The sequence below is a fragment of the Candidatus Thiodiazotropha sp. LNASS1 genome (genome assembly GCF_964212655.1).
Taxonomy (GTDB): Bacteria; Pseudomonadota; Gammaproteobacteria; order Chromatiales; family Chromatiaceae; genus Thiodiazotropha.
In genome coordinates this window covers 320,824-344,802 of sequence record NZ_OZ156465.1, presented here as the reverse complement: position 1 = coordinate 344,802, position 23,979 = coordinate 320,824, and the positions used below count along the sequence as shown (strand labels likewise).

The following is a 23,979-nucleotide window of genomic DNA, read 5'->3' as shown; positions in this document are numbered from 1 at the left end:
GCAATAAATATAATCACGATAACCTGCACGATATATTTGTGATCACAGGTAGGTTTAGTGTTTGCTCTCTCTCAGTTATATTCTCCCAAAATCAAGCACTTCAGGCAGCTGGTTAGCTACTCGGACTGGAGTGCCTCGATCCGTGATTCCAGCGGTGGATGGCTCGCAAACAACTTTTGCACTTTACCGGCACTGATTGCGAATGCTGCTATCTCGTCAGGCAGTGACTCCGGCTCATGAGCCTGCTGTAAACGCCTCAGGGCGGCAATCATCTTCTCCCTACCCGCCAGCTCGGCCCCTCCTCTATCGGCGCGAAACTCCCGCCAGCGGGAAAACCACATGACTATCGTCATCGCCAGGATCCCAAGAACGAACTCGGCAATCATGGAAACGATGAAGAAGGCGGGACCATAGCCGCGTTCGGTCTTGAATACGATGCGGTCAACCGTATGCCCTATGACCCGGGAGAGGAAAACGACAAATGTGTTGACCACCCCCTGTATCAATGACAGTGTAACCATATCGCCGTTCGCTACATGGCTGACCTCATGCCCCAGCACGGCCTCGACCTCATCCCTGTTCATCTGCTGCAGCAAACCGGTGCTGACCGCAACCAAGGCACTGTTTTTGTTCCACCCTGTGGCAAAAGCATTGGGTGAGGCATGATCGAAAATCCCCACTTCCGGCATACCGATATTGGCCTGTTGCGCCTGCCTTTCAATGGTATTGAACAACCATCTCTCGACTTCGTTTCCCGGTGCCTCGATCACCTCGACACCCATGCTGCGTTTCGCCATCCATTTGGAGATAAAGAGCGATATCAGCGAACCCGAAAAACCGATAACGGCTGAATAGACCAGCAATGCATTGAGGTTGAGATCGACCCCATTCTCCAACAGCAGACCCTCTATACCGAGCAATCTGAAAGTGATGCTGATCAGCATCAAGATTGCCAGATTAGTACCTAAAAACAGCGCAATTCTCATCATCTTCGATTCACCAGGTCAGGTATTCAATTTTTTATGTGAATATTGATGCATTGATGATTGATTTCAAGAGAAGTTCCCAATTAATTGGGGCGCTACGCGCCTTGTCGAACGAAGAGTATGAATCAAATCCTGCCACGCCGCCATATAAGAGGGGGCCATGAGGCTACACGAAATTTGCGGTGCCAACGGATGGGCAGGGATTGATTCGCCTGCTAAAGCAGGCTCACCCCTTCGGGGCGCCTTCGCTATGCTCGGCGTCCTGCGGCGCTACGCGCCTTGTCGAACGAAGGATTCGAATCAAATCCTACCGCACCGCCAAATAGAAAGGGGGCCGTGGTTACGCGAAATTTGCGGTGCCAACGGATGGGCAGGGATTGATTCGCCTGCTAAAGCTGGCTCACCCCTTCGGGGCGCCTTCGCTATGCTCGGCGTCCTGCGGCGCTGCGCGCCTTGTCGAACGAAGGGTTCGAATCAAATCCTACCGCACCGCCAAATAGAAAGGGGGCCATGAGGCCCCCTTTCTATTTGGCGGAGAGGCAGGGATTCGAACCCTGGGAGGGCTACTAACCCTCAACGGTTTTCAAGACCGCCGCATTCAACCGCTCTGCCACCTCTCCGAAGCGGCGCTAGCATACACTAACTAACCTTGAAATATCCACTAATTACCACCATTTTATATGTATTGATCTTTTCGCCAGGAACAGTATCCTGTGCTGAACGAATCACAACCATAACTGTCTCACCAATCAGATTGATTTTAGGGAAGTAATCAGGAGATTAAGCCAATATGAATCGTCTAGATATAAGCGCCGCCCGTCCTGCGGAGGCCGTAATATCAACTAATAAGTTGATAAAAAACACTTATATACTGCTCTCCATGACGCTGCTGTTCAGCGCGATCACGGCGACTGCATCTGTCTTTCTTGCCGTACCGGGTTGGACCTACATGGCCTCTTTGATCGGCGCCATCGTGCTGATCTGGTTCGTACTGCCGCGTACAGCCAACTCCTCTACCGGCCTGGCAGTCATTTTCGGCATTACCGGCCTGATGGGATTCGGGCTCGGTCCGATCCTGAATATCTACCTGAGTATGGCTAACGGCCCCCAGATTGTGGGAACCGCCATGGCCGGCACCGGTATCATCTTCCTTGGCCTTTCAGGTTATGCCCTCACCAGCAAGCGTGATTTCAGCTTCATGGGCGGTTTTCTGATGGCGGGATTACTGGTCGTCTTTATAGCCATACTCGCAGGTCTGTTCATCAATATGCCTGCATTGCATCTGGCCATCTCTGCGGTCGTGATCATGCTGATGAGCGGTTTCATTCTCTATGACACAAGCCGCATGGTGCATGGCGGAGAGACCAATTACATCATGGCAACCATTGGCCTCTACCTGAATATCTACAACCTGTTCGTGCATCTGCTTTCGCTACTCGGAGCACTTTCCGGGGAAGATTGATTGTCCTAAATGGATGCAGAGAAGCCCCGGCATTGCCGGGGCTTTTTTATGTCGAGGTTTGAAGGAGTACAAGTAGGATGGATTGGACAAAGATCATCTGGGCGTTATTGTTGGGCGCGATGATTCTGTTTCTCTGGCCCCGCGCCAAGCATATGCTCAAGAATAGCCCCAAGGCGCAAACGGGAGATTGGCAGGCGGTCTTATTGCCGATTGCATTTGTCATCGGATTTGTGATCCTGCTTATCATGATGGTCTAGCCAACATCTAGATCCCTGTGCCATCACTTAAAGCCTTCGTGTCAGACTATCTTTTCTAACCCACCCATATAGCCACGCAGTACCTCGGGAACTGCGATGGATCCATCAGCCTGCTGGTAGTTCTCCATTATGGCGACCAGCGTGCGTCCCACGGCCAATCCCGATCCATTCAGGGTATGCACCAGTTCAGGTTTGCCTGTCTCCGGATTGCGCCAACGCGCCTGCATCCGTCTGGCCTGGAAATCGACGAAATTCGAGCAGGACGATATCTCCCGATATCTGTTTTGCCCGGGTAGCCAGACCTCCAGATCGTAGGTCTTAGTGGAGGAAAAACCGATATCCCCGGTACACAGGGTCACAACCCGATAGGGCAGTTCAAGCTTCTTAAGGATTGCCTCGGCATGACCCGTAAGTTCTTCCAGGGCCTGAAAAGATTGACTGGCCGGCACCGCCTGGACCAATTCGACCTTCTCGAACTGATGCTGGCGAATCATGCCCCGGGTATCCTTGCCGTAGGATCCGGCCTCGGAGCGAAAACAGGGAGTATGCGCCACCCATTTGCGCGGCATGTAATCGGTATCGATGATCTGATCCCGAATCAAATTGGTTACAGGCACTTCCGCGGTGGGTATCAGGTAGTATTCAGACTCACCGCAGAGCTTGAACAGATCCTCCTCAAACTTCGGCAGCTGTCCGGTACCGCGAAGGCTGTCCGCATTCACCATATAGGGGACATAGGCCTCGGTATAGCCGTGTTCCGTGGTATGGGTATCCAGCATCAACTGGATCAGCGCCCGATGCATTCTCGCCAGCGGTCCCGCCATGACGGCAAAACGGGAGCCGGTCAATCTGGCTGCCGCTTCGAAATCGAGTAATCCGCTGGCATCGCCCAGGTCCACATGGTCCTTGGGTTCGAAATCAAACTCGCGCGGCTCCCCCCAGCGTCTCTCTTCCCGGTTGTCTTCCTCATCCTTGCCGTCCGGTATCGATTCATGGGGCAGATTGGGGATGCCGAGGGTGATATCCGAAAGGGTCTCCTGAACCTTGCCGAGTGCCTCTTGAGAGGCCTTCAGCTGATCACCGAGTTGCGCCACTTCAGCCAGCAGCGGCTCGATGTCCTCCCCTGCCGCTTTCGCCTTCCCGATCGACTTGGAACGACTGTTACGCTGATTCTGCAACTCCTGCGACTCTACCTGCAACTGCTTGCGTTGCGTTTCCAGGGTACTGATTTGATTAACATCCAGTTGATAACCCCGGCGCGCCAACTGCTGTGCCACCTGTTCCAGGTTGTTTCTTAACAATCGCGGATCCAACATTGATTATTCACCCATATTCATTCGTGCGGGCCAGCTTACAACGTGGCCCGGTTCAACCCATTGATTCAGATCTTGCAGCACCCCATCCACCTTCTCTGGCAGATCGAAGAACTCGACAACCAGCGGCAGATCCATGGAGATATCCAACAAGGTTGACTCGTGCGCCTTGCCCGAACGTCCGAAACCGGCAATACCGCGAAACGCGGTAACCCCGCTGACCTGTTCATCCCGATGTAAAAAGTCGAGCAATTTCCGCAACTGATGATCACCTTCGGTCAAATAGACCCGCACCATGGTCACTTCGGTCAGTTTCATAGCTGTCTCCCAACCACCAGGCCGAACCAACAGGCCAAAACACACGCGATGACACTCACCAGAATGTTCAATCCGGCCTTCAGCAATTCCGCTTGCTCAAGCAGGTTGAGTGTCTCGATAGAGAAGGTGGAAAAGGTGGTAAAGGCACCGAGAAAGCCGATCAGCAAGGCGCCCCGCATTTCCGGTGATACAGTCGTGCGCTCCAGCAGCAGGACATACAGAAAACCCATTACCAGCGATCCCAACACGTTTACCACCAGCGTGCCATAGGGAAACCCGCGACCGAGCAGGCTGTATATGCCACTGGATACCCAAAAGCGGAACAACGCTCCGACTGCGCCCCCGGATGCGATGGCAATCAGCTGGTTCAATCTCAAGACCTTTCATCAACATAAAGGCGGGATTATAACCGCAGTTACCTAGTGCCTGTTAATACTAATTTTATTGCTGCTGTGTTGCCGAATTGGCGTAATCAGGGGTATTGCAGTGACAACTAAAATGAGTGTTTAATCAGTCCTGAATTATGGTTGGAAATCCTGGCTGTTCGTTAAAAATCCCAACGATAACCACCATAGAAGAAATAATCGGTAAAATCGGTCACTTCCGTACCATCGTCTTCTTCGAACCAGTTAAGCCCCCCTTCCAGTTCGAATGTCATGTTCTTGCGGTAGCGGTAATCCATGCGGATAAAGGGGCTGATCGTTTTTCGTGAACCATCGTTGTCGTCATTCGTGCGATAGGAGAAATTGATACGGGGATTGATCCGCCAGTTATTGGTTATCGGGTATCGACTGCTGATACCCACCCGGAATGTATCCGAGGTGTTGGCATCCGAATAGCGCAGGCTGAGAATACCGATATCCCCCTGTTTCAACAGGTCGTTTTTAATCACCTGAAAGGTGTAGAAGAACTCATTATCAGTCTCCTCTGTCGCCTGTACCCCGCCGGAAGCGGGTGTTTCGCCGGTCTTGCTGACCGTCACATCGCCACTCAGCTGCAGGGTTTTCGACAACGGATGATTGATGCCGAGGGATAGCGAGGTAGTCTCGGCGGTTCTATCCCGCGCCAACTCATAGATCTCATCATCGCTGAAGAAGTTCTGCAGCTCTTCGATCGACTCTATCGGTAACGACGTATCGGGATCGAGCTGACCACTCAATGCATTGGAAGTACTCAAAATCGGTGTATTCCGATAATCGAGATTCATATACATGCGGGTCTCATTCTCAAACCGCCAGTTGCCCTGCAACATGAAGATACTCACCTCTTCATGAAAGATATCGTAATCGAGCAGGCTGAACAGCGATTTGTTGGGATCGAAGTAGCGTACTTCACCCCCTATCGCCCTTCTGTCTACCAGATCATCGACACGCTGTTCCACTAAGAAGAGGCTGAGATCCCAATTTTTGAAGATGCTTGAGATGTCGGCACTGAGTCCGGCGAACTGCTTATGATCGTTCAGAAAGGTGTCGCGCGACCGTTCAACCGGTAAACCAGCCGTCGCCCGAAGGGTAATATCAGGGGTCAACTGGTAGCCCAGCACGAGACCGTCGAAACGGTTCAGGATGCCGCTGGAACGCAAGCGCTGGCGACCGAAACGGGCACTGGTGCGACTGTCGAGATGCTCGACGTCGATGTAGGCGTCACTGAGGGTGGTGTCATTTCCGTCACCGTCATCCAACAGGTCTAGGATATAACTGCCGGTGACCTTGAAACGCATATCGAAATCTTCACTCTTGCGCCTCGAATTCAGATCGATGAAGGTCTCGATCTCCGACCGGGTGACGCTGTCCTCATCCTCGACGAACGGGCTGTCGATGCTGTCCCTGCGGTAATTCTGGGAGAGGCTGCCATAGGTATCCCATACCGCCTTCGGTCCATCCTCGCCCTCTTCCTCCTGTTTTTTACGCAGTGACTCCTTTGGCCGCATGGGTGCGGTTTCCAGACCCAGCAGGCGCTGCCAGACACGCTCGGCATCCTCACCTTCCGGATACTTTTCCAGATAGCGACGGTACTCCCCCTTGGCATGAGCGATCTGGTCGTTTCTCTCGCGTGAGAGTCCCAGGAGCTCAAGCGCTTCTTTGGAGTAGATATTCTCCGGCTCCTCCAGCAGCGCCTCGAGTAACCTGACCGCCTTCGCATACTCCCCCGCGGTTATAGTGCGGCGGATTATCTCCATCATCTCGGTAAGCCGGGGATCCACGTCCACCAGCTGCGGTTCTTCCATCAGTCCGTCACTGAAGATATGCTCTATCCCCCGATCAAAAAAGGCTTGCCGCCGCTCCTGGATATCCGCGGTATCGATCCAGGCATCGGGATAGAAATTCTTTACTGCCTTCAGTTGCTCCTGGGCCTCAAACTTGGTGCGAAAGAAACCTAAGCGCAATCGGTACAGGGTGCGTTCCTCCACCTTGGTCTTGGTGGTGTAGAGCAACTGATTTTCACCCACCGCCACAGGTGCAATCTCGGTAAAATCCACAGGTTCCGACTGGGTGCCGAGATTGATCACATAGATGACCAGGGGCAGCGATTTAACACTGAGCGGTGCACGGGTTTCCGGTACCGGGACATCGATGGCCTTGGCAAGGCTACCCGCCATACCCGAAACCCGCGGTGATTCCGGCAGGATAAACTGCATGACATAGAAATCACGTCCCTGCCGTATTTTCACATCGCTCACTGAAGCGGCAAACGATACCAGCAGGGTGGATGTACCGATGATATTGCCCTGAAATTCCACCTTCTCCAATGGGACCGCAGCGCTCGGACTCCAGGTCAGCTGATCGCTCTCAACCAGATCGGTCAGCTCGATATCGGCGGTCTGACCAAGCTTCAGCTGCACTCCGACTTCATTGCCGGATTCGTTGATCAGATGGGAAACGTATCGAACGGGGATATTGAAATAGACAGAGATGATGTTGTCCTCACCTTCAGTCTGTAATTCGATACGATCAAGGACTCGGGTCGCTGCACCTGCCTGACATGAACAAAGCAATACAAGCAACAACAGCCCGTGTTGGATCCATGATTGATAGTTCTGCCGCACTCGCTTATTACCCGATTGATATGGATGAAGACCGCATAGATTTTTTCAGGCTGCACCGTAGGTTGCAACAGGTCAATAACCAACAGCAATCCCAAGACATGTTTAGAAACAGTGAAAAATTGTGGCCATTTACCTGATAATCTCCAGAGCAAGGAAGATTATCAGGTAAGGAAATCCCTATCACCACTCGCGATCACTAACCCTGTGGCAACCGCTCTGGCCACAGTTTCGATCATTACTGAGACCATTGTGGTCATCTTCGCCACGGTCATAGTCACCTGCATGACAGCCAGCGCATGACCCTGCATAGGTCGGGTATGGCCAGGGCACTGACTCGTTATTACTGGTATGGCAGACATTACAGCCAAAGTTACCCCGATGATCCCCTGGATACCGACTGGATATATGACTGTAATTGGTCACCGGCAGCCACCCGTTTGTGGTATGGCAGTTATCACACTGAACAGTGGTCACGAAATGCCCGGTGGGCTTGCCCGTGGCTATCGTACCGTTATGGCAGGCGTCACAGTTCCCGGTAACACCGGTGTGATCGAAGGTTACGGCGGTCCATGTGGTGGTGGAGGTATGACAGTTGTCGCACTGGGCCGTGGTCGGTACATGTCCGGGTGGCATGCCTGTGGCGAAATTGCCGTTGTGGCAGTTGGAGCAGGTGCCGGCCACACCGCTATGGCTGAATCTTACATTCAGCCAGTTGCTGGTGGACAAGTGGCAGACGTTGCACTCTTCCGTCGTCGGTATGTGGTTGACCGGCTTGCCGGTGGCCAATGTGCCATTGTGGCAATTCGAACAGCCTGTGGTTATTCCACTGTGACTGAAGTTCACACTCCTCCAGTCGGACGTTGAGGTGTGGCATACGTCGCACTGAGCCGAGGTTGATATATGCGAGGCATGTTTACCGGTTGCGGTGACACCGTTGTGGCAGGTGGAACAGGTACCGGCCACGTTGCCATGGACGAAACGGACATTCAGCCAGTTGGATGTGGAGAGATGGCAATCATCACACTGTGCCGTGGTCGGCACATGCCCGGGATCCTTACCGGTGGCGGTGATACCGTCGTGGCAATTCGAACAGTTGCCTGCTGCATTGGTGTGATCGAACTGTACCGCCAGCCAGTTGGTCTGGGAGATATGGCAGGCATCGCATTCCGAAGTCGTCTGGATGTGGTTAACCGGCTTCCCGGTCGCGGTGGTGCCGTTGTGACAGCTGGAGCAGACACCGATCGCCACTGAATGATCAAAATTCACAGCAGCCCAGTTGTTCTGCGAGATGTGGCAGATATCACATTCCGCGTTAGTAGCCACATGACTGGCCGACTTGCCGGTGGCAATGGTGCCGTTGTGACAGCTCGAGCAGGGACCGGTAGCCGTACTGTGATCGAAATTCACCGACAGCCAGGTCACGGTGGAGGTATGACAGCTGTCGCACTGCCCGTTTGTATTCACATGGGCCGCGTGTTTACCGGTAGCGGTGTTGCCGTTGTGACAACTCGAGCAGGTGCCGACAACACCCACGTGATCGAAAGTACCCGTGGCCCAGGTCACGGTGGTATGGCAATCCTCACACGGCCTGGTGGTCGGGATATGGGTCGCCGGTTTGCCGATGGCGTCCACATTGTTGTGGCAGCTTTCGCATCCCGCAACGATGCCGGTATGGTCGAACCGCACGTTCAACCAAGTGGTATTGGAGATATGGCAGTTATCACAGGCGGCGTCGGTCGGGACATGATCGACCGGCTTGCCGGTGGCGGTATTGCCATCGTGACAGCTGGCACAGGTACCCGTTACCACGGAGTGATCGAAATTGATCTGCAGCCAGTTGTTGGTGGAGGTATGACAGGCCTCGCAGGAGGCTGTCGTGGCCACATGGGAGGCATGCTTGCCGGTCGCTTGTACCCCGTCATGGCATGATGAGCAACTACCGGTTACCCCTTCATGGTTGAAGCTGCTGATCTGCCAGCTGTTTGTGTTGTGGCAGGTGTCGCACGGCGCATTGGTCAGCACATGGGATGGGCTCTTGCCGGTTGCGATATCACCGTTGTGGCATACCTCGCAGGGATCGACCACCGCCGCGTGACTGAAGCCGGCCATAGTCCAGTCATTGGTGGTATGGCAGACATCACAGGCCGAGGTGGTGGGGATGTGGGCCGCATGTTTGCCGGTGGCGGTATTGCCGTCATGGCAAGACTCACAGGGATCGGTAACCCCGCTATGATCGAAAGTCGTGACTGTCCAGCCATTCGTGGTATGACACACATCGCACTGGGAATTGGTATCGATATGGGTCGCATGCTTGCCGGTGGCCTGGATACCGTTGTGACAGCTGGAGCATACACCCGCGGTGGGTACCGAACTGTGGTCAAATGTCACCCGCAACCATGAGGTGGTCGAAGTATGGCAGACATCGCACTCTTCCGTGGTCGTGAGATGGCTGGGATGTTTGCCGGTAGCGGTTGTCCCGTCATGGCAGGTGGAACAGGCACCCGCAGTGTTGACACCGCTGTGATCGAAACTGGTATCGGTCCAGACCAGGGTGGAGAGATGACAGGTGTCGCATTGAGCCGTGGTCTCGATATGCTGGGCATGTTTACCCGTGGCCAGTGTGCCGTCATGGCAGTCCGAACATCTTCCGCTCACCTGGAAATTGTCGTGATTGAAACTGATCTGTGTCCAGTTGATGGTCGAGGTATGACAGCTGTCGCACTGGGCATCGGTGAGGATATGCTGCGCCGGTTTGCCGGTGGCGGTGGTACCGTCATGACAGCTTGAGCAGGCGCCGGCCACATTGGCATGATCGAATCTGCCGGTGCTCCAGGTCACCGTATTATGGCAGTTTTCGCAAGGCTCAGTGGTCGGAATATGGGTATCGGGTTTACCGATCGCATCCACATTGTTGTGGCAGCTTTCGCATCCGCTGGTGATGCCGCTGTGGTCGAATCTGACACTGGTCCAGGTCTCATTCGAAATATGGCAGTTATCACATGCAGCCGTGGTCTCGACATGATCCGCCGATTTTCCTGTGGCGATGACGCCGTCATGACAGCTTTCGCAGGCGCCGGTGACGATCGAGTGGTCGAAATTGACCTCCGCCCAACTGGTGGTCGAGGTATGACAGCCCTCGCAGGCCGCGGTGGTGGCCACATGGGCATCGTGCTTACCGGTGGCGAGCACGCCGTCGTGACAGGACTGGCAGCTGCCGGTCACACCTTCATGGTCGAAGTTGCTGATCGCCCAGCCACTGGTGTTGTGGCAATTGTCGCAGGATGCGTTGGTGGGGATGTGGTTGTCATGTTTGCCGGTGGCGATATTGCCATCATGGCAGGATTCACATGTACCCGAGACACCCTCGTGGGAAAAGTTGGCGAGGGTCCAGTCATTGGTGGAATGACAGGCTTCACAGGAGGAAGTGGTGGGGATATGACTGCCATGCTTGCCGGTTGCAATCACGCCGTCATGGCAAGACTCGCAGCCGCTGGTAATACCGCTATGATCAAAGTTGGATACATTCCATGCGGTAATGACATGGCAGGTATCGCACTCCCCATTGGTCTGCAGATGGTTGGCATGTTTACCGGTGGCCTGAATACCATTATGGCAGGTTGAACAGCGACCAGCCACATCCGCCGGGTGATTGAAAGTCACGATATTCCAGGCATTGGTCGAGCCGTGACAGGTATCGCACTGCTCAGTGGTCTGAATATGGGCGGCGTGCTTGCCGGTGGCGGTTGTCCCATCGTGACAGGTCGAACAGAGACCCGCAGTCTCCACACCGGAGTGATCGAAACTGGTATTGGCCCAGTCGTTTGTGGAGTTATGGCAGGTATCGCACTGCTCGATTGTCTGGATGTGGGTGGCGTGCTTGCCGGTGGCCCGAACACCGTCGTGACAGGTCGAACAGAGACCGGCCGTGTCGAAACTACTGTGGTCAAAACGGATGACATTCCAGTTTGCCGTCGTCGCATGACAGACATCGCACGACTCATTGGTCACGATATGGGTGGCGTGCTTGCCGGGTGCCTGCACACCATCATGACAGGAGGCACAGGTTCCCGGCACTACTTCACTATGATCGAAGCCGACCTGATCCCAGGATTCAGTCGAGGTATGGCAGCGGTCGCATTCAGCGGTGGTCTGGATATGTTGCGCATGCTTGCCCGGCTGTGTGACACCGTCATGACAGGTCGAGCACTGTCCAAATGCCTCCTCCCCATGGATAAAGTTGACGACCAACCATGAGTTGGTTGAGGTGTGACAAAGCTCACAGGGTGCGGTTGTGTTCAGGTGGCCGACATTCTTACCGGTGGCACTGACTCCGTTGTGGCAGCTTTCACAGTTGTCGCTGATGCCGGCGTGGGAGAAATTGGCAACCTGCCAACCATTCGTGGTGTGGCAAAGGTCGCAGGACTCAAAGGTGACGATATGGGATGCGGATTTTCCGGTAGCACTGACTCCGTTGTGGCAGGTCTCACAGGTGCCGCTGACCACATTGGAGTGGTCGAAAAAGACCAGCAGCCAGCTTTGGGTGATATGACAGGTATCGCATGGATCATTGGTGGCGATATGGCTGGCATGCTTGCCCGCCGCGATATCACCGTTGTGGCAGCTTTCGCAGGTGCCGGTCACCTGAGTATGGTCCACATGACTGACCCTCGCCCAACTGAAGGTTGAGTGGCAGAATTCACAGGTATTGCCCGACAGGATATGATCACTGCCCTTGCCCTGAGCGGCACTGCCGTTGTGACAGGCAAAACAGTCACCGGAAATACTACCGTGATCAAAGCGGGCCACATGCCAGCCGACCGTGGTATGGCAGTCGTCGCACTGGTCATCACTGCGGATGTGATCCATCGACTTGCCTGCGGCATCGGTATCGTTATGACACCCGTTACACAATACGGGCGTGCCTGCAAACTGTCCTGTGTCGTGGCACTGGTCACACTCCACATTGCGATGCTCGCCGGTGAGCGGAAATCCTGTGGAGAAATGGTCGTAATCAGTGGATACCGCTGATGCAGGACTGCTGAATAACCCGCTGTAAATCACAGCCAGCATGAGCATCAACCAAGTAAGTTGAGTCAATCCGTTATCGGACGCTGTTTTGCCGTTCTGAGTCATATTCATCATTTGTCCATTCCGATGACAGTCAACGTATGACTGGATCCTCGAAGGTCTCTGTGCTATGGCAACGATCGCAGTGACGCCCGAAGCCGCCGCGATGTATATCATCTCCCCGGTGACAGCCGTAGCAGTGGTTAGCGGATTGTTTATGTTCTGTCAGATCCGTCCGATGGCATTTGTCACAGTAGATTTCTCCGTGCTTGCCCTCCAGCGGAAAGTCGGTCTGGGTGTCATGATCGAAGGTCCACAATAACCAGGCATTGGGATTGTGGCAGTCACCGCACTTCTCTCCCATGCGGCCCTCGTGGGGCTCTTCGGCTTCATGGCAGGCAAGGCAGGCACTATCGGTTTGTTGGAATTCGGCATTCAGATGGCAAGATTCACAAGTGGTGACACTGTGGATGCCGATCAGAGGAAAACGGGTGATATCGTGCTCGAAAAAGAGCTTAACGTTCCATCCCTGTTCATTATGGCAATAACCGCAATCTTCACCCAGCTCATTCTTATGCACATCGATAGGCCGATGACAAGTGATGCAATCGGCCTCTTGAAGGTCGTCCATCGCCACTGTGCGATGGCAGGCGGTACAGACCAGATCCTGATGTTTGCCCATGAGTGGAAACTGGGTGTCATTCCCATGCTCGAACTTCACCTTGGTCCAGCTCTCAGCGCTGTGGCAATCCTCGCACTTCTCGCCATTTCGGCCTTTGTGCACATCATCTTTTTCATGGCATGAAAAACAGTGCTTGGCGGGCTTTTTCTCATACGGACCATGCTTATGGCAAGTGTCGCAAGGGACATCCTTGTGCCGGCCCTCCAGTGAAAATTCGGTATCTGCAGTGTGATTGAAGACCAGTTCTTTCCACCCTTCCGTACCGTGGCACTTGGCGCACACCTTGCCATAACGCCCATTGTGCGCATCATTGATCAGATGGCAGCCGACACACTCCTTTGGGGTGTTCTTGTAGTGATCATCGGCGTGACACAGTCTGCAGTCCAGCTCTCTGTGCTTACCACTGAGTGGGTATTCCGTATCAAGGTCGTGGTCGAAGGTCTGCTTGCTCCAGCTCTTTTCGTCATGGCAGGTTTCACACTCCTTACCAAGCTTCCCTTTGTGGGCATCATCGGATTCATGACAATCGAAACACAGAGAAGGCGCCTGGCTGTATTTCTTGTATTCCTGGGTATGACAGAGTTGGCATGTCAGGGTTGTGTGAGCTCCCTTGAGACTGAAATCGGTTTGACTGTGATCGAACGATTCGCTGTCTAGATTGACGATGTCCCGCTCCCGGCCTTTGTGTTCCGTATGACAGCGCTTACAGTTTTTTGCCTGTTCCGGATCAAGCCTGCCGTGATACCCCATGCCCTGTTCGATGTCCTTTGCGACATCACTATGGTCATGACATGAAAGGCAACGCTCCACCTGCTCAGCCTTTTTCAGTGTCTCGTGGCAGCTTTCGCACTTTTCCTCAAACTCGGCATGACCTGAAATCACCGGACCAGGCATCAAAATAAGATCTAGCTTCCCAGCCATCACAGGAGAAATAGAGCAAAGCATGAGTAGACACAGACAAAAGGCATAACAGCCATTTCGTATCATCACGAATCTAAAAAACAGTTACTCGTTAATTAATAAGCATGAACAGCATAGACATGCACAAAACCGGTTATCACCATCATGATGAACAGCGGCATATGAAGCAGATGCCAAATAGCGAAGAGCCTCTCGTAGAAATGTAGCTCGAGAATCTGTCGAAGTATACTGCGATGTGTCAGCAGCATTTTCCGGATACGAAGTTGTTTACGCCGTACTTTGGCCCTGTTCCAGTTTTTTCGATGACCGGCTGCCAGGAGTTTTTTATTCAGTGCACGCATCACCGTCGGGTAGATCCTGACGGACATGAGCCGCATCTTGAACCAGTGCTTGGCGCTGGCAATCGGACCTTTAGGGGCTTCCATGACCATTTTCTCATACTGCTTCATCATCTCTCGCGCCCTGGGCTGGAGCTCGAACAGGGGACCGAGTTTTTTATTCAGCTCTGCCGAGTCCGCATGCAGAGAGGCAAATGTGGCCTTTTTACCATACAAACCATAGTGAATTCGGGTATAGAAATAACGGCCGAACAGGCCACTGATGGCCACGAACAACATGCTGTAAAGGGCCACCTGGCCATTCAACGAGCCAATGTGGAAACTTGAATGCATCATGATCAATACCGGCCCCAGGACACCAAATACCATGTGCAGGCGAAACCAGAACTTGACCGTCAGCCACTTGTTCATGAAGTGAAGCCGCTTGCGCATGGGATAGAGCAACAACATCAGCATCAGGCTGCCACCGACAATCCCGAACCAATATCCCCACCCAGATTCTGCCGTCCATACCGCTTCTGTATGGTTTAGCCATCCCATATAGAGCAAAAGCATGGAAAACAGTGTAAATCCTAGGGTTGTGATTAGGCCTGCTCGTTGCTGCCATGCGGAGAGAATCCTATCAAGAACTGTCTCATTAACGCTGGCCGGAATTGCGGCTGTATTCATCTATATCACCTGTAACCTGGTATAAATTCAATTACTTATTAACATTTTTTATTGAGTTGTATCTTATGATCAGCCTCAATTTAGTACATGCAGCTATCTTATGTTGGGACATTTTTCCCATCCATGAAGGGCTTCACAAAAACAGACTCTGACATCATTTATGTTTTCGGCAGAGAGACCGAAATGATGAATAAGGGTGTAAAATCCAGGCGCTCTGAGCTAATGAAATGTGAACTACAACACTCTCTGAAATATTGAGTACAGACAGCAAGATGCAGTACTCCCTAGACCTGTACATGATATACGCAATACCCATACTTTCAGTATGGTTAATCTATGTCATCTATACAAAACGCAAAAGCAAACGGAACCTCGCACTGAAGACCGAGGAGTTCGAGGCAGGTTTGACAGAACCCGCCTCACTCCATCCGTTAATCGACCCGGGGAAGTGCATGGGCTGCGGCACCTGCGTCAAGGCCTGTCCGGAGCAGGCAAATCACCCTGTGCTTGGCCTGATTGACAACAAGGCGGAACTGATCGCACCTACCAACTGCATCGGCCACGGCGCCTGCAAGACTGCCTGCCCGTTCGATGCCATTACCCTGGTATTCGGTACCGAAAAGCGCGGCGTGGATATCCCGCTCCTGAAACCCAACTTCGAGACAAGTATGCCTGGTATCTATATTGCTGGTGAATTAGGTGGCATGGGATTGATCAGGAACGCCATAGAACAGGGTTATAAAGCGCTGGATTACATTGTCGACGATCTCAATGACGGCGCCTCCGCCTCCGTACCGCTGGATGTCTTAATAGTCGGGGCCGGACCGGCTGGGTTTTGCGCCTCCCTGAGATCCATGGAGAAAAAACTAAAATACAAGACCGTTGAACAGGAATCCTTGGGGGGAACCGTATTTCAATTCCCCCGGGGGAAATTGGTGATGACCGCGCCCGTCAAAATGCCGCTGGTCGGTGAGGTGAAATTCACCGAAACAACCAAGGAGAAACTGCTGGAATTCTGGCAGAAAGTAGAGAAAAAAACCGGTGTAAAAATCAGTTACCATGAGCGGGTGGAGAAGATCCTATCTAATGACAAGGGAGGATATGAGGTCAAAACCAATAAAGACGTCTATCATACCCGTACGGTGCTGCTCACCATCGGCAGGCGCGGCACACCCAGAAAACTCGGCGTACCGGGAGAGGATTTGAGTAAAGTCACCTACCGGCTGATCGATCCGGAACAATACAGGAATCAGCATGTTCTGATCGTCGGCGGCGGTGACAGTGCCTTGGAAGCCGCCCACAGCATTGCCGACGAACCGGGAACCACGGTAACGCTCTCCTACCGGAGCGGCGCCTTCAGCCGGGCCAAAAAGAAAAACCGGTCGAAGGTGGATGCCGCTGTGGATACAGGAAGAATCAATCTACTGCTTAGCTCCAATGTCGTTGAATTCACACCTGAGGAAGTTACCATCGACAAAGGGGGAGAGAAGATTGTAATACCTAATGACGCAGCCATCATATGTGCCGGCGGCATCCTACCAACAGGCTTTCTTAAAGAGACAGGAATCAATGTGGAAACCAAACACGGCACCGCTTAAAAGAGATGGAAACGTAACCTCACTCCGCGCTATGGCTGCATCTCTGCTAATCCTCCTACTCCTCTTTCCACTGCTACTCCACGCCTCCACCCATGATGAGGCGGAAGCGGCAATACGCGTGCGCAATTTCATAAAAGCGGCGGAAATCTATCAAAACCTGGCCCAACAAGGTGATCAGGACGCTCAATTCGCTCTTGGCGGGCTCTATCGTGCAGGGCGTGGTGTCAAAAAGGACCCGGCTAGGGCCTATCACTGGTTTCTACAGGCAGCCAAACAGGAACATATCGAAGCGCAATACACAACCGGGACCATGTACGAACATGGCTGGGGAGTTAAAGCCGATCTCGTAACAGCCACTGACTGGTACCAAAGGGCTGCCTTCCAGGGGCACAAACTAGCGCAAAAGAAACTCGATCTTCTGGGCTCCACATCTCCCACGGATGGCTTGGATGACAAACAGATATCGGAACTCTTCAACCGTGCAGCTGCCGCAGGTAAGACACAGACCATCAAACGTATGCTCGCCAACGACGTCTCACCTGACACCCGGGACGAGTTCAGCCGTAGCGCACTTCACGAGGCGGCAATCAACAATCGCCAGGAAATAGTTGAAATGTTGCTTGCCGCCGGCGCCAACCCGAATACCAGTGACAGCCTGGGCGATTCCCCGCTCCATTCCGCTGCCGGTCTGGGGCACGCCTCCATCGTGCGCAGCCTGATCAAGGCCGGAGCCAAACTTGAAACCCATGATGCCAACAACAACACACCGTTACTGGTCGCAACCAACAGGAAACAGGCAGATACGGTCGGGGCTCTGATCAACGGTGGCGCTAAGGTGAATGCGAAAAACCGCAACAAGCAGACCCCACTGGATCTGGCCGAGCTGCGTAAATATCACGTGATTGCCAAAAAGTTGAGGACAGCAGGCGGCATAGCCACCCAGACCAAGAACCGAAGGAGCGAATTCCCCGATCTGGCCAAGGTCAGCCAATCCGTCATGCCGTCCAGAAACAAGGCCAACGAAGAGAGAAATCCCTTTGCCGGTTGGAGTACCCTGCATCTGGCCGCATGGCGGGGACAGATGCCGCTGATCGAGGCCTTGTTGAAAGAGGGATCGGACATTAACGGTTTCGATCCGGAGGGGCTCACACCTTTGAGCCGCAGTGTCTGGCAGGGGCACAAAGAAGTTGTAACCCTGTTGCTGGGGAAAGGTGCCGATCCCAACCTGGCATCCGCAGCAAGCCCTACTCCGCTGCTGCTCGCCAGCAGGGAGAACAATCTGGAGTTGGCACGGCAACTGATCGAATACAACGCCGACGTCAATGTTGTCGGTGATAATGGCGTAACGCCACTGCATATGGCGGTGGAACATAAAAATCCAACGCTCGTAAAACTCTTACTGGTGCAACGTGCGGATGCCAGCAAAGCCACCGGCGAGGGCATCACACCTTTGATTCTGGCGGTTGCCAAACAACAGCCTGAAATCGTCAAGATGTTGCTGAAAAAGGGGGTAGCCGTCGACCAGGCTGATGAGAAAGGCCGCACACCGCTCTATCATGCCATCGATGCGGGCAATAAAGATATCTTCTATCTGCTGATGCGATCAGGCGCTAAGATCGATCTCCATGCCAAAGACGGGCTTACGCCGATGATGCGTGCCGCATCCCACGGTCATGCTGAACTAGTCAATGAACTGATACAGAATGAACAGCACATAGACCGTGAAAGCGACAACGGCAATACCGCCTTGATGCTGGCAGCCAGAAACGGATCCGTCTACACCGTTGACATCCTGCTGCGATATGGCCCTGATCTTAACCATTACAACCATGCAGGTAATTCAGCCCTGATGCTGGCGGCGGAACAAGGCAACATGGAAGTCGTAAAGCGGCTGCTGGAAGTCAAGGCCGATGCCCATCATCTCAACCTGCGCCGTGAAAACGCATACGATATTGCACGCAGCAATGGCCACGACAAGGTGGCCGACTATATCGACAAAAACAAAGGCAGTGGCGGCCTGCTTGATTTTATGCGCTAGTGTCCTCTGTAGCTAAAGTTAAAAAACTCCACTATCTAATTAATGTGCGCGACCATATGGATGGTATCGATAATAATCATTCAATATAGAATAATCCTAAGGACCAACCGAATTCCGCTCAAACACATATATTCGATTTAATGCGTGTGACGCAATCTGATCACACTGACGTGCGATCTGAGCTATCATTCAAAGGATTGATCTAAACTTTCCGACCGTTCGCGACTCATGGATGTGTCATCAGAAGCAATCCTGTTGAGGGCAGGCTTTGCAAGAGAAAGGCGGTTTGTCTATAACACCGATATAAACACTTCAATCAAAAATGGTACGCATGCAGATCCCAAACAGTAAAAAAATCGTTTGTATTACCGGTAGTGTATGGACCGGTAGTCGTAGCGCGCCACGTCGTTTATTGGTGAAAGAGGGATTTGTTCGACCGACCTGGTTCACCACGAGCCGGCGCATTACGGACGCCAACTATCGTCGCACATCAGTTTCTATGTTTCATCTGGCCAACGCCAGTAAAAAGGTACTCTCTCACACAAAATTCGGCGGCAGCATCGTTGGCATCATGCAGGAGGACTTCAACGCAGCCATGGAAGCTTCCAAACAGGGTGTACTTATCGTTGGTCCTCCGGAGATTGCCGCCCAGGTTGCGGAAAAGATCCGTGAAGCCGTGATTTTCTCGCTTAAAGACAAACAAATGGATGTATCTACATGCCTCGATCAGGCTAATCAGTCGGGTCAATTACACCGAATCAATGTCAACGTACTGGAGCCAGGGGCCTGGACTAAAGTCTATCGCTCGATAATGGAGACCATAGGTCTTAAACTACCACAATGGATAGATTAAAGGATACATCGAATGATGTGATAGCCGCTTCAGATGGTCATTGACGCAACTTACCTCAGTTAGCGTGTTGCTTTCTTATTGCCTTCTTCTTTATGAAGTATTTCAGACTGCCGTGACGGTTGTCCTTCCTGGCCTTCCGGATAAGCATATCCAATGTAATGTCATGTTCCGTCACATTTGACAGCTCCCTAAATAAGGGATCACTACACTCCTTTTGATTATATCGCTCCATCATTCAAGACTCCTTGATAGCGCATTGCGTTTTGCGCTGTTGGTAAAAAGGTGGCAGGCCTGAGGTTTATATTATTAGGGGTAACCAATTTCAATGCATGCATCAAATTGGCGCAAGCCTGAATAAAATATCGATTTACATACGATTACTTATGGACTGTATACTAATATCATCCATGATGATGCGATACCTATCACGTAATAACTACTGTTACCTGAATATCTGTATCAGGCATGAACCCACCCTTCTCGATAAGCCTGTGCCGACAGGGCCGGCCTGAATCACCGGGTGCTTATTTACAGCAGAGCTTGGCCCATGACAGATTCTCGAGGTGATGGGTCAAAACACATGAATCATCCATGAAGAGAGGTTTATGTGTATATCCTAGATAATAGACTTAAGTATATTAAATTATACTGAAACATACAGAGCAGTTAATTGGGGGCATGTGATGGCACGCGTAAAAATCGTTAAACCGGATAGGGTCGATGATCCAATCATCCAGGAGATCTTCAGTTGGGTTACCGATATGGAAGGCGCAGTACCCAATCATTTTTACGTTGAGATGAATTTTCCGGAGTATTTGAAGGCCAAGCTTGGTTCAACCAAAGTACTATGGCAATTGGGTGAATTGACTTTGCCGGAAATCCAGCATATCGGGATTTTGGTTTCCAAGGCCAATGGCTGCCCCTATTGTACAGCGGCTTTCTGTACCATCTTAAATTACGGTTTGAAAACAGAAGAAGACTATGTCAAAGCCTTGGCTGAAGAGGGTCTTGATATGGTGGAGGATAGCCGCCTGAGAATCATACTTAACGTCGCACTCAAGGCCAACAACGACCCGAAGTCTGTATCCGACGATGACCTGGATAGTCTACGTGATACCGGATTAAGTGACAAAGGCATCGTGCAGTTGATTCATTTGGTGAGTGATTTCTCCTCCTACAACCGGTTGAATCTGGCGCTTCAGACAGATTATGACTATCGGGATATGTGGCGAACGATCGCATTCGGTTGGGACCCGGAATCTGGCGAGCCGGCTGGCGACAATACCAGAGGAACGTAAAAGGGTACATGATCGTGATAGAGATTTAACCGTCGATCGTCTACGTCCAGCCTGCTGGTCTGACGGTCATCTCACGCCCGATGGAAGATTATTGTCACATCACACATTGTCTCTCTATCACTCAGGAATCATATGTCTATTGTTATGGAAATCGGATCGATATCCGTGACTAATGAATTGCATAAGCTTCTTATAAAGTGCAATCTCCCTGCTACTGACAAGCAATAAACGATTCACTGCATTTTTTCGGTTGTCATCAAAAAAATTACAGGGACCCAATCCATGCTCATATATCAATAAAAACCTTCTTTTCCAGAGATTGGTCGACTGAAATTAATCACAATTTGCCAAACCGGCAATCCACTCGCGAATGACGGACAGTGCCTGAGCATCTACCTCGGAGGAAGCTAGAGGCGGCATCCTGACATCACCCAGGTTCTCCATACGCAGTACAAGGATCGAATTATCGGGATCACCCGGTTTCAGCAGGACCGGAGCGGTCAGGCCGAGATTGTCTCCCTGGGGAGCCCGGTTGCACAGAGCGGTGGCGGAAAAAGCGGCACTCATGCGCAGATCGAGATCGCCGCCGCCAGGCCCTCCGGGCTGATGGCAACCGGCACAGTTTGAATGCAGGTAGCTGCGCGCTCTCCGTTCAGTGGAATAAACGCTATCGTCAATGGCATAAAATGCCGTCGACTTTTGCTCATCAGTCAGTGAATCAGCCAATAAGCCGATCGACTCCAAAGTGATTAACTGATTGGCTGTTGTGTCGGGATAGACGAAATCTCGATTGATCTGTCCTATCTCCGGCCCGAGGGTGATGCCCGCAACGTCGGTATGACAGAGTAGGCATTCCGCAGGACTTGGGTAGTGCCAGGATTGCCCATCGACGACCTTATCCCTAGTGTCGGTGAGCAGTTCTGCATCATCGAGCTCCGAGTTCCACTCGTAGCTGTAACCAACCCAACCGTCATGCTCATGATTGAGCAGCAGGCGTGTCTCGATCAGTCGGCCATTGATTCGAAAGTGCTTACCGAGAACGCTGCCCGGTGGATAAACAAAGCGCCCCTGGGTATCGATCGAAACAGTGCTGCCAGATGGGATCGCCATGAAACGTTCCTTACCGGCAAAATCGCTCCAAAGCAGTGAATTGATCTCATAGGGGATCACGCTGTCTGAGAAAGTCGCCACATCATCCGGTTGAAAACAGCCCCAACCCGACAGGGTCGCTGGTACCGTACCTGCCGAACCGCCCTCATCCCCTGTAATCTTATGGATGGTTCCAGCCAGGTTCAGAATGTAGAGCTCACCGTTTTGGTCCTCAGCGAATGAAGCGATATTCAGGCTGGTATCGAGTAATGTCTCAGTAAGATATCCCCCGGTGCCATTCGGTTGCAATGACCAGACTCTTCCGGAGGCATAGTCGCCATACAGGTAACTTCCCTGAAGAAACGGCAATTCACTACCCCGATAGACATAACCTCCGGTGATGGCCAGACCCTGGGTATGATCATACTCCGTCACCGGCAACAGCAACCCCGTCCGATCACAGGTAGAAGATGCTGGAAAGCAGTGTTCGCCCTCCATGGTGTTCCAACCGAAATTTCCACCCCGGGTAATGAGATCCACCTCCTCATACTCGTTCTGACCTACATCGCCCAACCAGAGAGCGCCGGTCAATCGATCGAAGCTCCAGCGCCAGGGATTTCGCAGACCATAGGCAAAGACCTCAGGAGCCCCTCCTCCTGTCACGAATGGGTTGTCCGACGGTATGGTGTAGCTACCACTCCCATCACCCACATCGATACGCAACAGGGCACCCAACAGGGTATAGCTATTCTGACCATTGCCGTCGGGATCGCCACCTGAACCCCCATCCCCAAAACCAATATAGAGCATGCCGTCCGGTCCGAAGTCTATCTGTCCCCCGTTGTGATTGGCATAGGGTTGCCTGATCGCCAGAATAATCCGTTCCGATGCGGGATCGAGTGTCTGAGTCGCATTGTTGTAGCTGAAACGTGAAATACGCGACTCCAAACCGGAGAGCGACGAGGCAGTATAGGATAGATAAGCATAGCCATTGTCGGCAAAGTCTGGGTGAAAGGTCATCCCCAGCAGTCCCTTTTCTCCACCATAATCCACCCTGTCACGAATATCGAGAAAGCTTGTCAGACTGTTGACTGAAGGCTCATCGATGAATCTCATGACCTCGCCCGTCTGCCTGAGTGCATACCAGTGAGTCGTATCGCCTGGTGCCTTAATCAGCCCCACCAGGGGACTCAGGGAAGGCAACTCGGGATAAGGTGTCATCAGACGAACTCCGGAAGTGGGTATCGCCGCATCGGCCGGTGCAATACACTGGCTGGTGTTGAATGGTGCTGTCTCGAGTCCTGAATTGCCGGATGCCCGGGAGTTGACCGTGACCTGAACTTCGTCACTAAGGGTTTGGTTCTCAGTAGTCACATCCAAAGCGATACGATAGCTGCCATTGGCGGAAAAAGTGACTTCCGGTGTCGCACTGGATGCGCCGGAAATTACCGCAGAACCAGGCCCTGAGAGTTGTCGCCACTGATAGGTGACCCGATTCCCGGCATCAATGCCATCCAGGGTGACAAGGGGGTCCAGGAATAATGTATCAGAACTTACAACTGTGCGATCGACTCCCGCATCCACCGATAATCCTGTAGCGTCATCCGCACGATCCGCGCTGCCGCCTCCACCACCGCAACCGATGAGTGCACAGCACATGAGCAACACTGAGCCGATTATTTTAAGCCTGTTTCCCGGTTTCATGGAAAGTTTCCTTTCTCGAGAATGAACCCGGTCAATTATCACTTCGAAAGCACCTCAAATAGTCATGAAGAATCACATTTTCAAACATTTTTCGAGCAGGAGGTCGTTTTTTTGTTTGCTGATCCTGATTTTTCAGAAACGCTCAATAACCCGGTCCGCCGAATAGTATGGTAATGTCCCAGCAGAGATTCGGAATGCGTGTTCGCAAGAAGGGCTTTTTAGAGTGGATGTCCACGTAATTCAATTCATTAGAGTGGATGTCCACGTAATTCACGTAGCGGGAGACACAGTGGTAATAGGGAGTTTCTTCAAGTAAAACAAAGGCTTTCCTTGTCTTGGG

At 52.3% G+C, this 23,979-nt stretch carries 15 protein-coding genes and 1 tRNA gene; 6 read left to right on the top strand and 10 right to left on the bottom strand.

Annotated elements, in window-relative coordinates:
• Positions 1–116: 116 nt before the first annotated feature.
• Both htpX and AB8516_RS01350 read right to left on the bottom strand, forming a co-directional pair.
• Positions 117–989, bottom strand: a complete 873-nt coding sequence (htpX, locus tag AB8516_RS01355) for a protease HtpX (protein ID WP_369157332.1) — start codon at positions 987–989, stop codon at positions 117–119.
• Positions 990–1,515: 526 nt separating this feature from the next.
• Positions 1,516–1,606: transfer RNA gene (locus tag AB8516_RS01350), tRNA-Ser, on the bottom strand.
• A gap of 170 nt (positions 1,607–1,776) precedes the next feature.
• On the opposite strand from AB8516_RS01350, the gene AB8516_RS01345 reads away from it, so the two are divergent.
• Together AB8516_RS01345 and AB8516_RS01340 are read left to right on the top strand one after the other, a co-directional pair.
• Positions 1,777–2,448 (top strand): Bax inhibitor-1/YccA family protein, encoded by a 672-nt coding sequence (locus tag AB8516_RS01345; RefSeq protein ID WP_108294086.1) that lies wholly within the window; start codon positions 1,777–1,779, stop codon positions 2,446–2,448.
• 77 nt (positions 2,449–2,525) lie between these two features.
• The gene (locus AB8516_RS01340) at positions 2,526–2,705 is read left to right on the top strand and encodes a hypothetical protein (RefSeq protein ID WP_108294084.1); all 180 of its coding nucleotides are present in this window, start codon (positions 2,526–2,528) and stop codon (positions 2,703–2,705) included.
• Between the two features lie 41 nt (positions 2,706–2,746).
• Here AB8516_RS01340 and serS read toward each other — a convergent pair whose 3' ends face one another.
• From serS to AB8516_RS01305, 7 genes are all read right to left on the bottom strand, one after another.
• Positions 2,747–4,021 (bottom strand): serine--tRNA ligase, encoded by a 1,275-nt coding sequence (serS, locus tag AB8516_RS01335; RefSeq protein WP_369157329.1) that lies wholly within the window; start codon positions 4,019–4,021, stop codon positions 2,747–2,749.
• Between the two features lie 3 nt (positions 4,022–4,024).
• Entirely contained in the window at positions 4,025–4,336 is a 312-nt protein-coding gene (locus AB8516_RS01330) for a DUF190 domain-containing protein (RefSeq protein WP_108294080.1), read from the bottom strand.
• Positions 4,333–4,713, bottom strand: a complete 381-nt coding sequence (gene crcB, locus AB8516_RS01325) for a fluoride efflux transporter CrcB (protein WP_369157327.1) — start codon at positions 4,711–4,713, stop codon at positions 4,333–4,335. Before crcB ends, AB8516_RS01330 begins: the two co-directional genes overlap by 4 nt.
• 170 nt (positions 4,714–4,883) lie before the next feature.
• Positions 4,884–7,382 (bottom strand): tol-pal system YbgF family protein, encoded by a 2,499-nt coding sequence (locus tag AB8516_RS01320; RefSeq protein WP_369157325.1) that lies wholly within the window; start codon positions 7,380–7,382, stop codon positions 4,884–4,886.
• 180 nt (positions 7,383–7,562) lie between these two features.
• A complete protein-coding gene (locus tag AB8516_RS01315) occupies positions 7,563–12,524 on the bottom strand; it encodes a cytochrome c3 family protein (protein ID WP_369157323.1) in 4,962 nt (1,653 codons plus the stop codon).
• A 19-nt stretch (positions 12,525–12,543) separates the two neighbouring features.
• On the bottom strand, positions 12,544–14,025 hold the full coding sequence (locus tag AB8516_RS01310) for a cytochrome c3 family protein (protein ID WP_369157321.1): 1,482 nt from the start codon (positions 14,023–14,025) through the stop codon (positions 12,544–12,546).
• Between the two features lie 122 nt (positions 14,026–14,147).
• Positions 14,148–15,059, bottom strand: a complete 912-nt coding sequence (locus AB8516_RS01305; protein ID WP_069128372.1) for a hypothetical protein — start codon at positions 15,057–15,059, stop codon at positions 14,148–14,150.
• 272 nt (positions 15,060–15,331) lie between these two features.
• On the opposite strand from AB8516_RS01305, the gene AB8516_RS01300 reads away from it, so the two are divergent.
• The 4 genes from AB8516_RS01300 to AB8516_RS01285 all read left to right on the top strand — a co-directional run bounded on the left by AB8516_RS01300 (position 15,332) and on the right by AB8516_RS01285 (position 20,846).
• Positions 15,332–16,657 carry an NAD(P)-binding domain-containing protein gene (locus tag AB8516_RS01300; protein ID WP_369157318.1) on the top strand — a complete coding sequence of 442 codons (1,326 nt, stop codon included), beginning with the start codon at positions 15,332–15,334 and terminating at the stop codon, positions 16,655–16,657.
• Positions 16,629–18,695, top strand: a complete 2,067-nt coding sequence (locus AB8516_RS01295; protein WP_369157316.1) for an ankyrin repeat domain-containing protein — start codon at positions 16,629–16,631, stop codon at positions 18,693–18,695. Before AB8516_RS01300 ends, AB8516_RS01295 begins: the two co-directional genes overlap by 29 nt.
• A gap of 331 nt (positions 18,696–19,026) precedes the next feature.
• Positions 19,027–19,548 carry a hypothetical protein gene (locus tag AB8516_RS01290; RefSeq protein WP_369157314.1) on the top strand — a complete coding sequence of 174 codons (522 nt, stop codon included), beginning with the start codon at positions 19,027–19,029 and terminating at the stop codon, positions 19,546–19,548.
• Positions 19,549–20,231: 683 nt separating this feature from the next.
• Positions 20,232–20,846 (top strand): carboxymuconolactone decarboxylase family protein, encoded by a 615-nt coding sequence (locus AB8516_RS01285; RefSeq protein ID WP_108295563.1) that lies wholly within the window; start codon positions 20,232–20,234, stop codon positions 20,844–20,846.
• A 333-nt stretch (positions 20,847–21,179) separates the two neighbouring features.
• On the opposite strand, the gene AB8516_RS01280 is transcribed toward AB8516_RS01285, so the two are convergent.
• Positions 21,180–23,639: a PQQ-dependent sugar dehydrogenase gene (locus AB8516_RS01280; protein ID WP_369157312.1), complete on the bottom strand. Its 2,460-nt coding sequence runs from the start codon at positions 23,637–23,639 to the stop codon at positions 21,180–21,182.
• Positions 23,640–23,979 lie beyond the last annotated feature (340 nt).

Bases quoted from the DNA above. Each gene is read 5' to 3' on its own strand.
- AB8516_RS01285 (WP_108295563.1), top strand. From the start codon at position 20,232: ATGGCACGCGTAAAAATCGTTAAACCGGATAGGGTCGATGATCCAATC.
- AB8516_RS01305 (WP_069128372.1), bottom strand. From the start codon at position 15,059: ATGAATACAGCCGCAATTCCGGCCAGCGTTAATGAGACAGTTCTTGAT.
- AB8516_RS01310 (WP_369157321.1), bottom strand. From the start codon at position 14,025: ATGCCTGGTCCGGTGATTTCAGGTCATGCCGAGTTTGAGGAAAAGTGC.
- AB8516_RS01280 (WP_369157312.1), bottom strand. From the start codon at position 23,639: ATGAAACCGGGAAACAGGCTTAAAATAATCGGCTCAGTGTTGCTCATG.
- htpX (WP_369157332.1), bottom strand. From the start codon at position 989: ATGATGAGAATTGCGCTGTTTTTAGGTACTAATCTGGCAATCTTGATG.
- AB8516_RS01295 (WP_369157316.1), top strand. From the start codon at position 16,629: ATGTGGAAACCAAACACGGCACCGCTTAAAAGAGATGGAAACGTAACC.
- serS (WP_369157329.1), bottom strand. From the start codon at position 4,021: ATGTTGGATCCGCGATTGTTAAGAAACAACCTGGAACAGGTGGCACAG.
- AB8516_RS01300 (WP_369157318.1), top strand. From the start codon at position 15,332: ATGCAGTACTCCCTAGACCTGTACATGATATACGCAATACCCATACTT.
- AB8516_RS01315 (WP_369157323.1), bottom strand. From the start codon at position 12,524: ATGATGAATATGACTCAGAACGGCAAAACAGCGTCCGATAACGGATTG.
- AB8516_RS01340 (WP_108294084.1), top strand. From the start codon at position 2,526: ATGGATTGGACAAAGATCATCTGGGCGTTATTGTTGGGCGCGATGATT.
- AB8516_RS01345 (WP_108294086.1), top strand. From the start codon at position 1,777: ATGAATCGTCTAGATATAAGCGCCGCCCGTCCTGCGGAGGCCGTAATA.
- AB8516_RS01330 (WP_108294080.1), bottom strand. From the start codon at position 4,336: ATGAAACTGACCGAAGTGACCATGGTGCGGGTCTATTTGACCGAAGGT.
- AB8516_RS01290 (WP_369157314.1), top strand. From the start codon at position 19,027: ATGCAGATCCCAAACAGTAAAAAAATCGTTTGTATTACCGGTAGTGTA.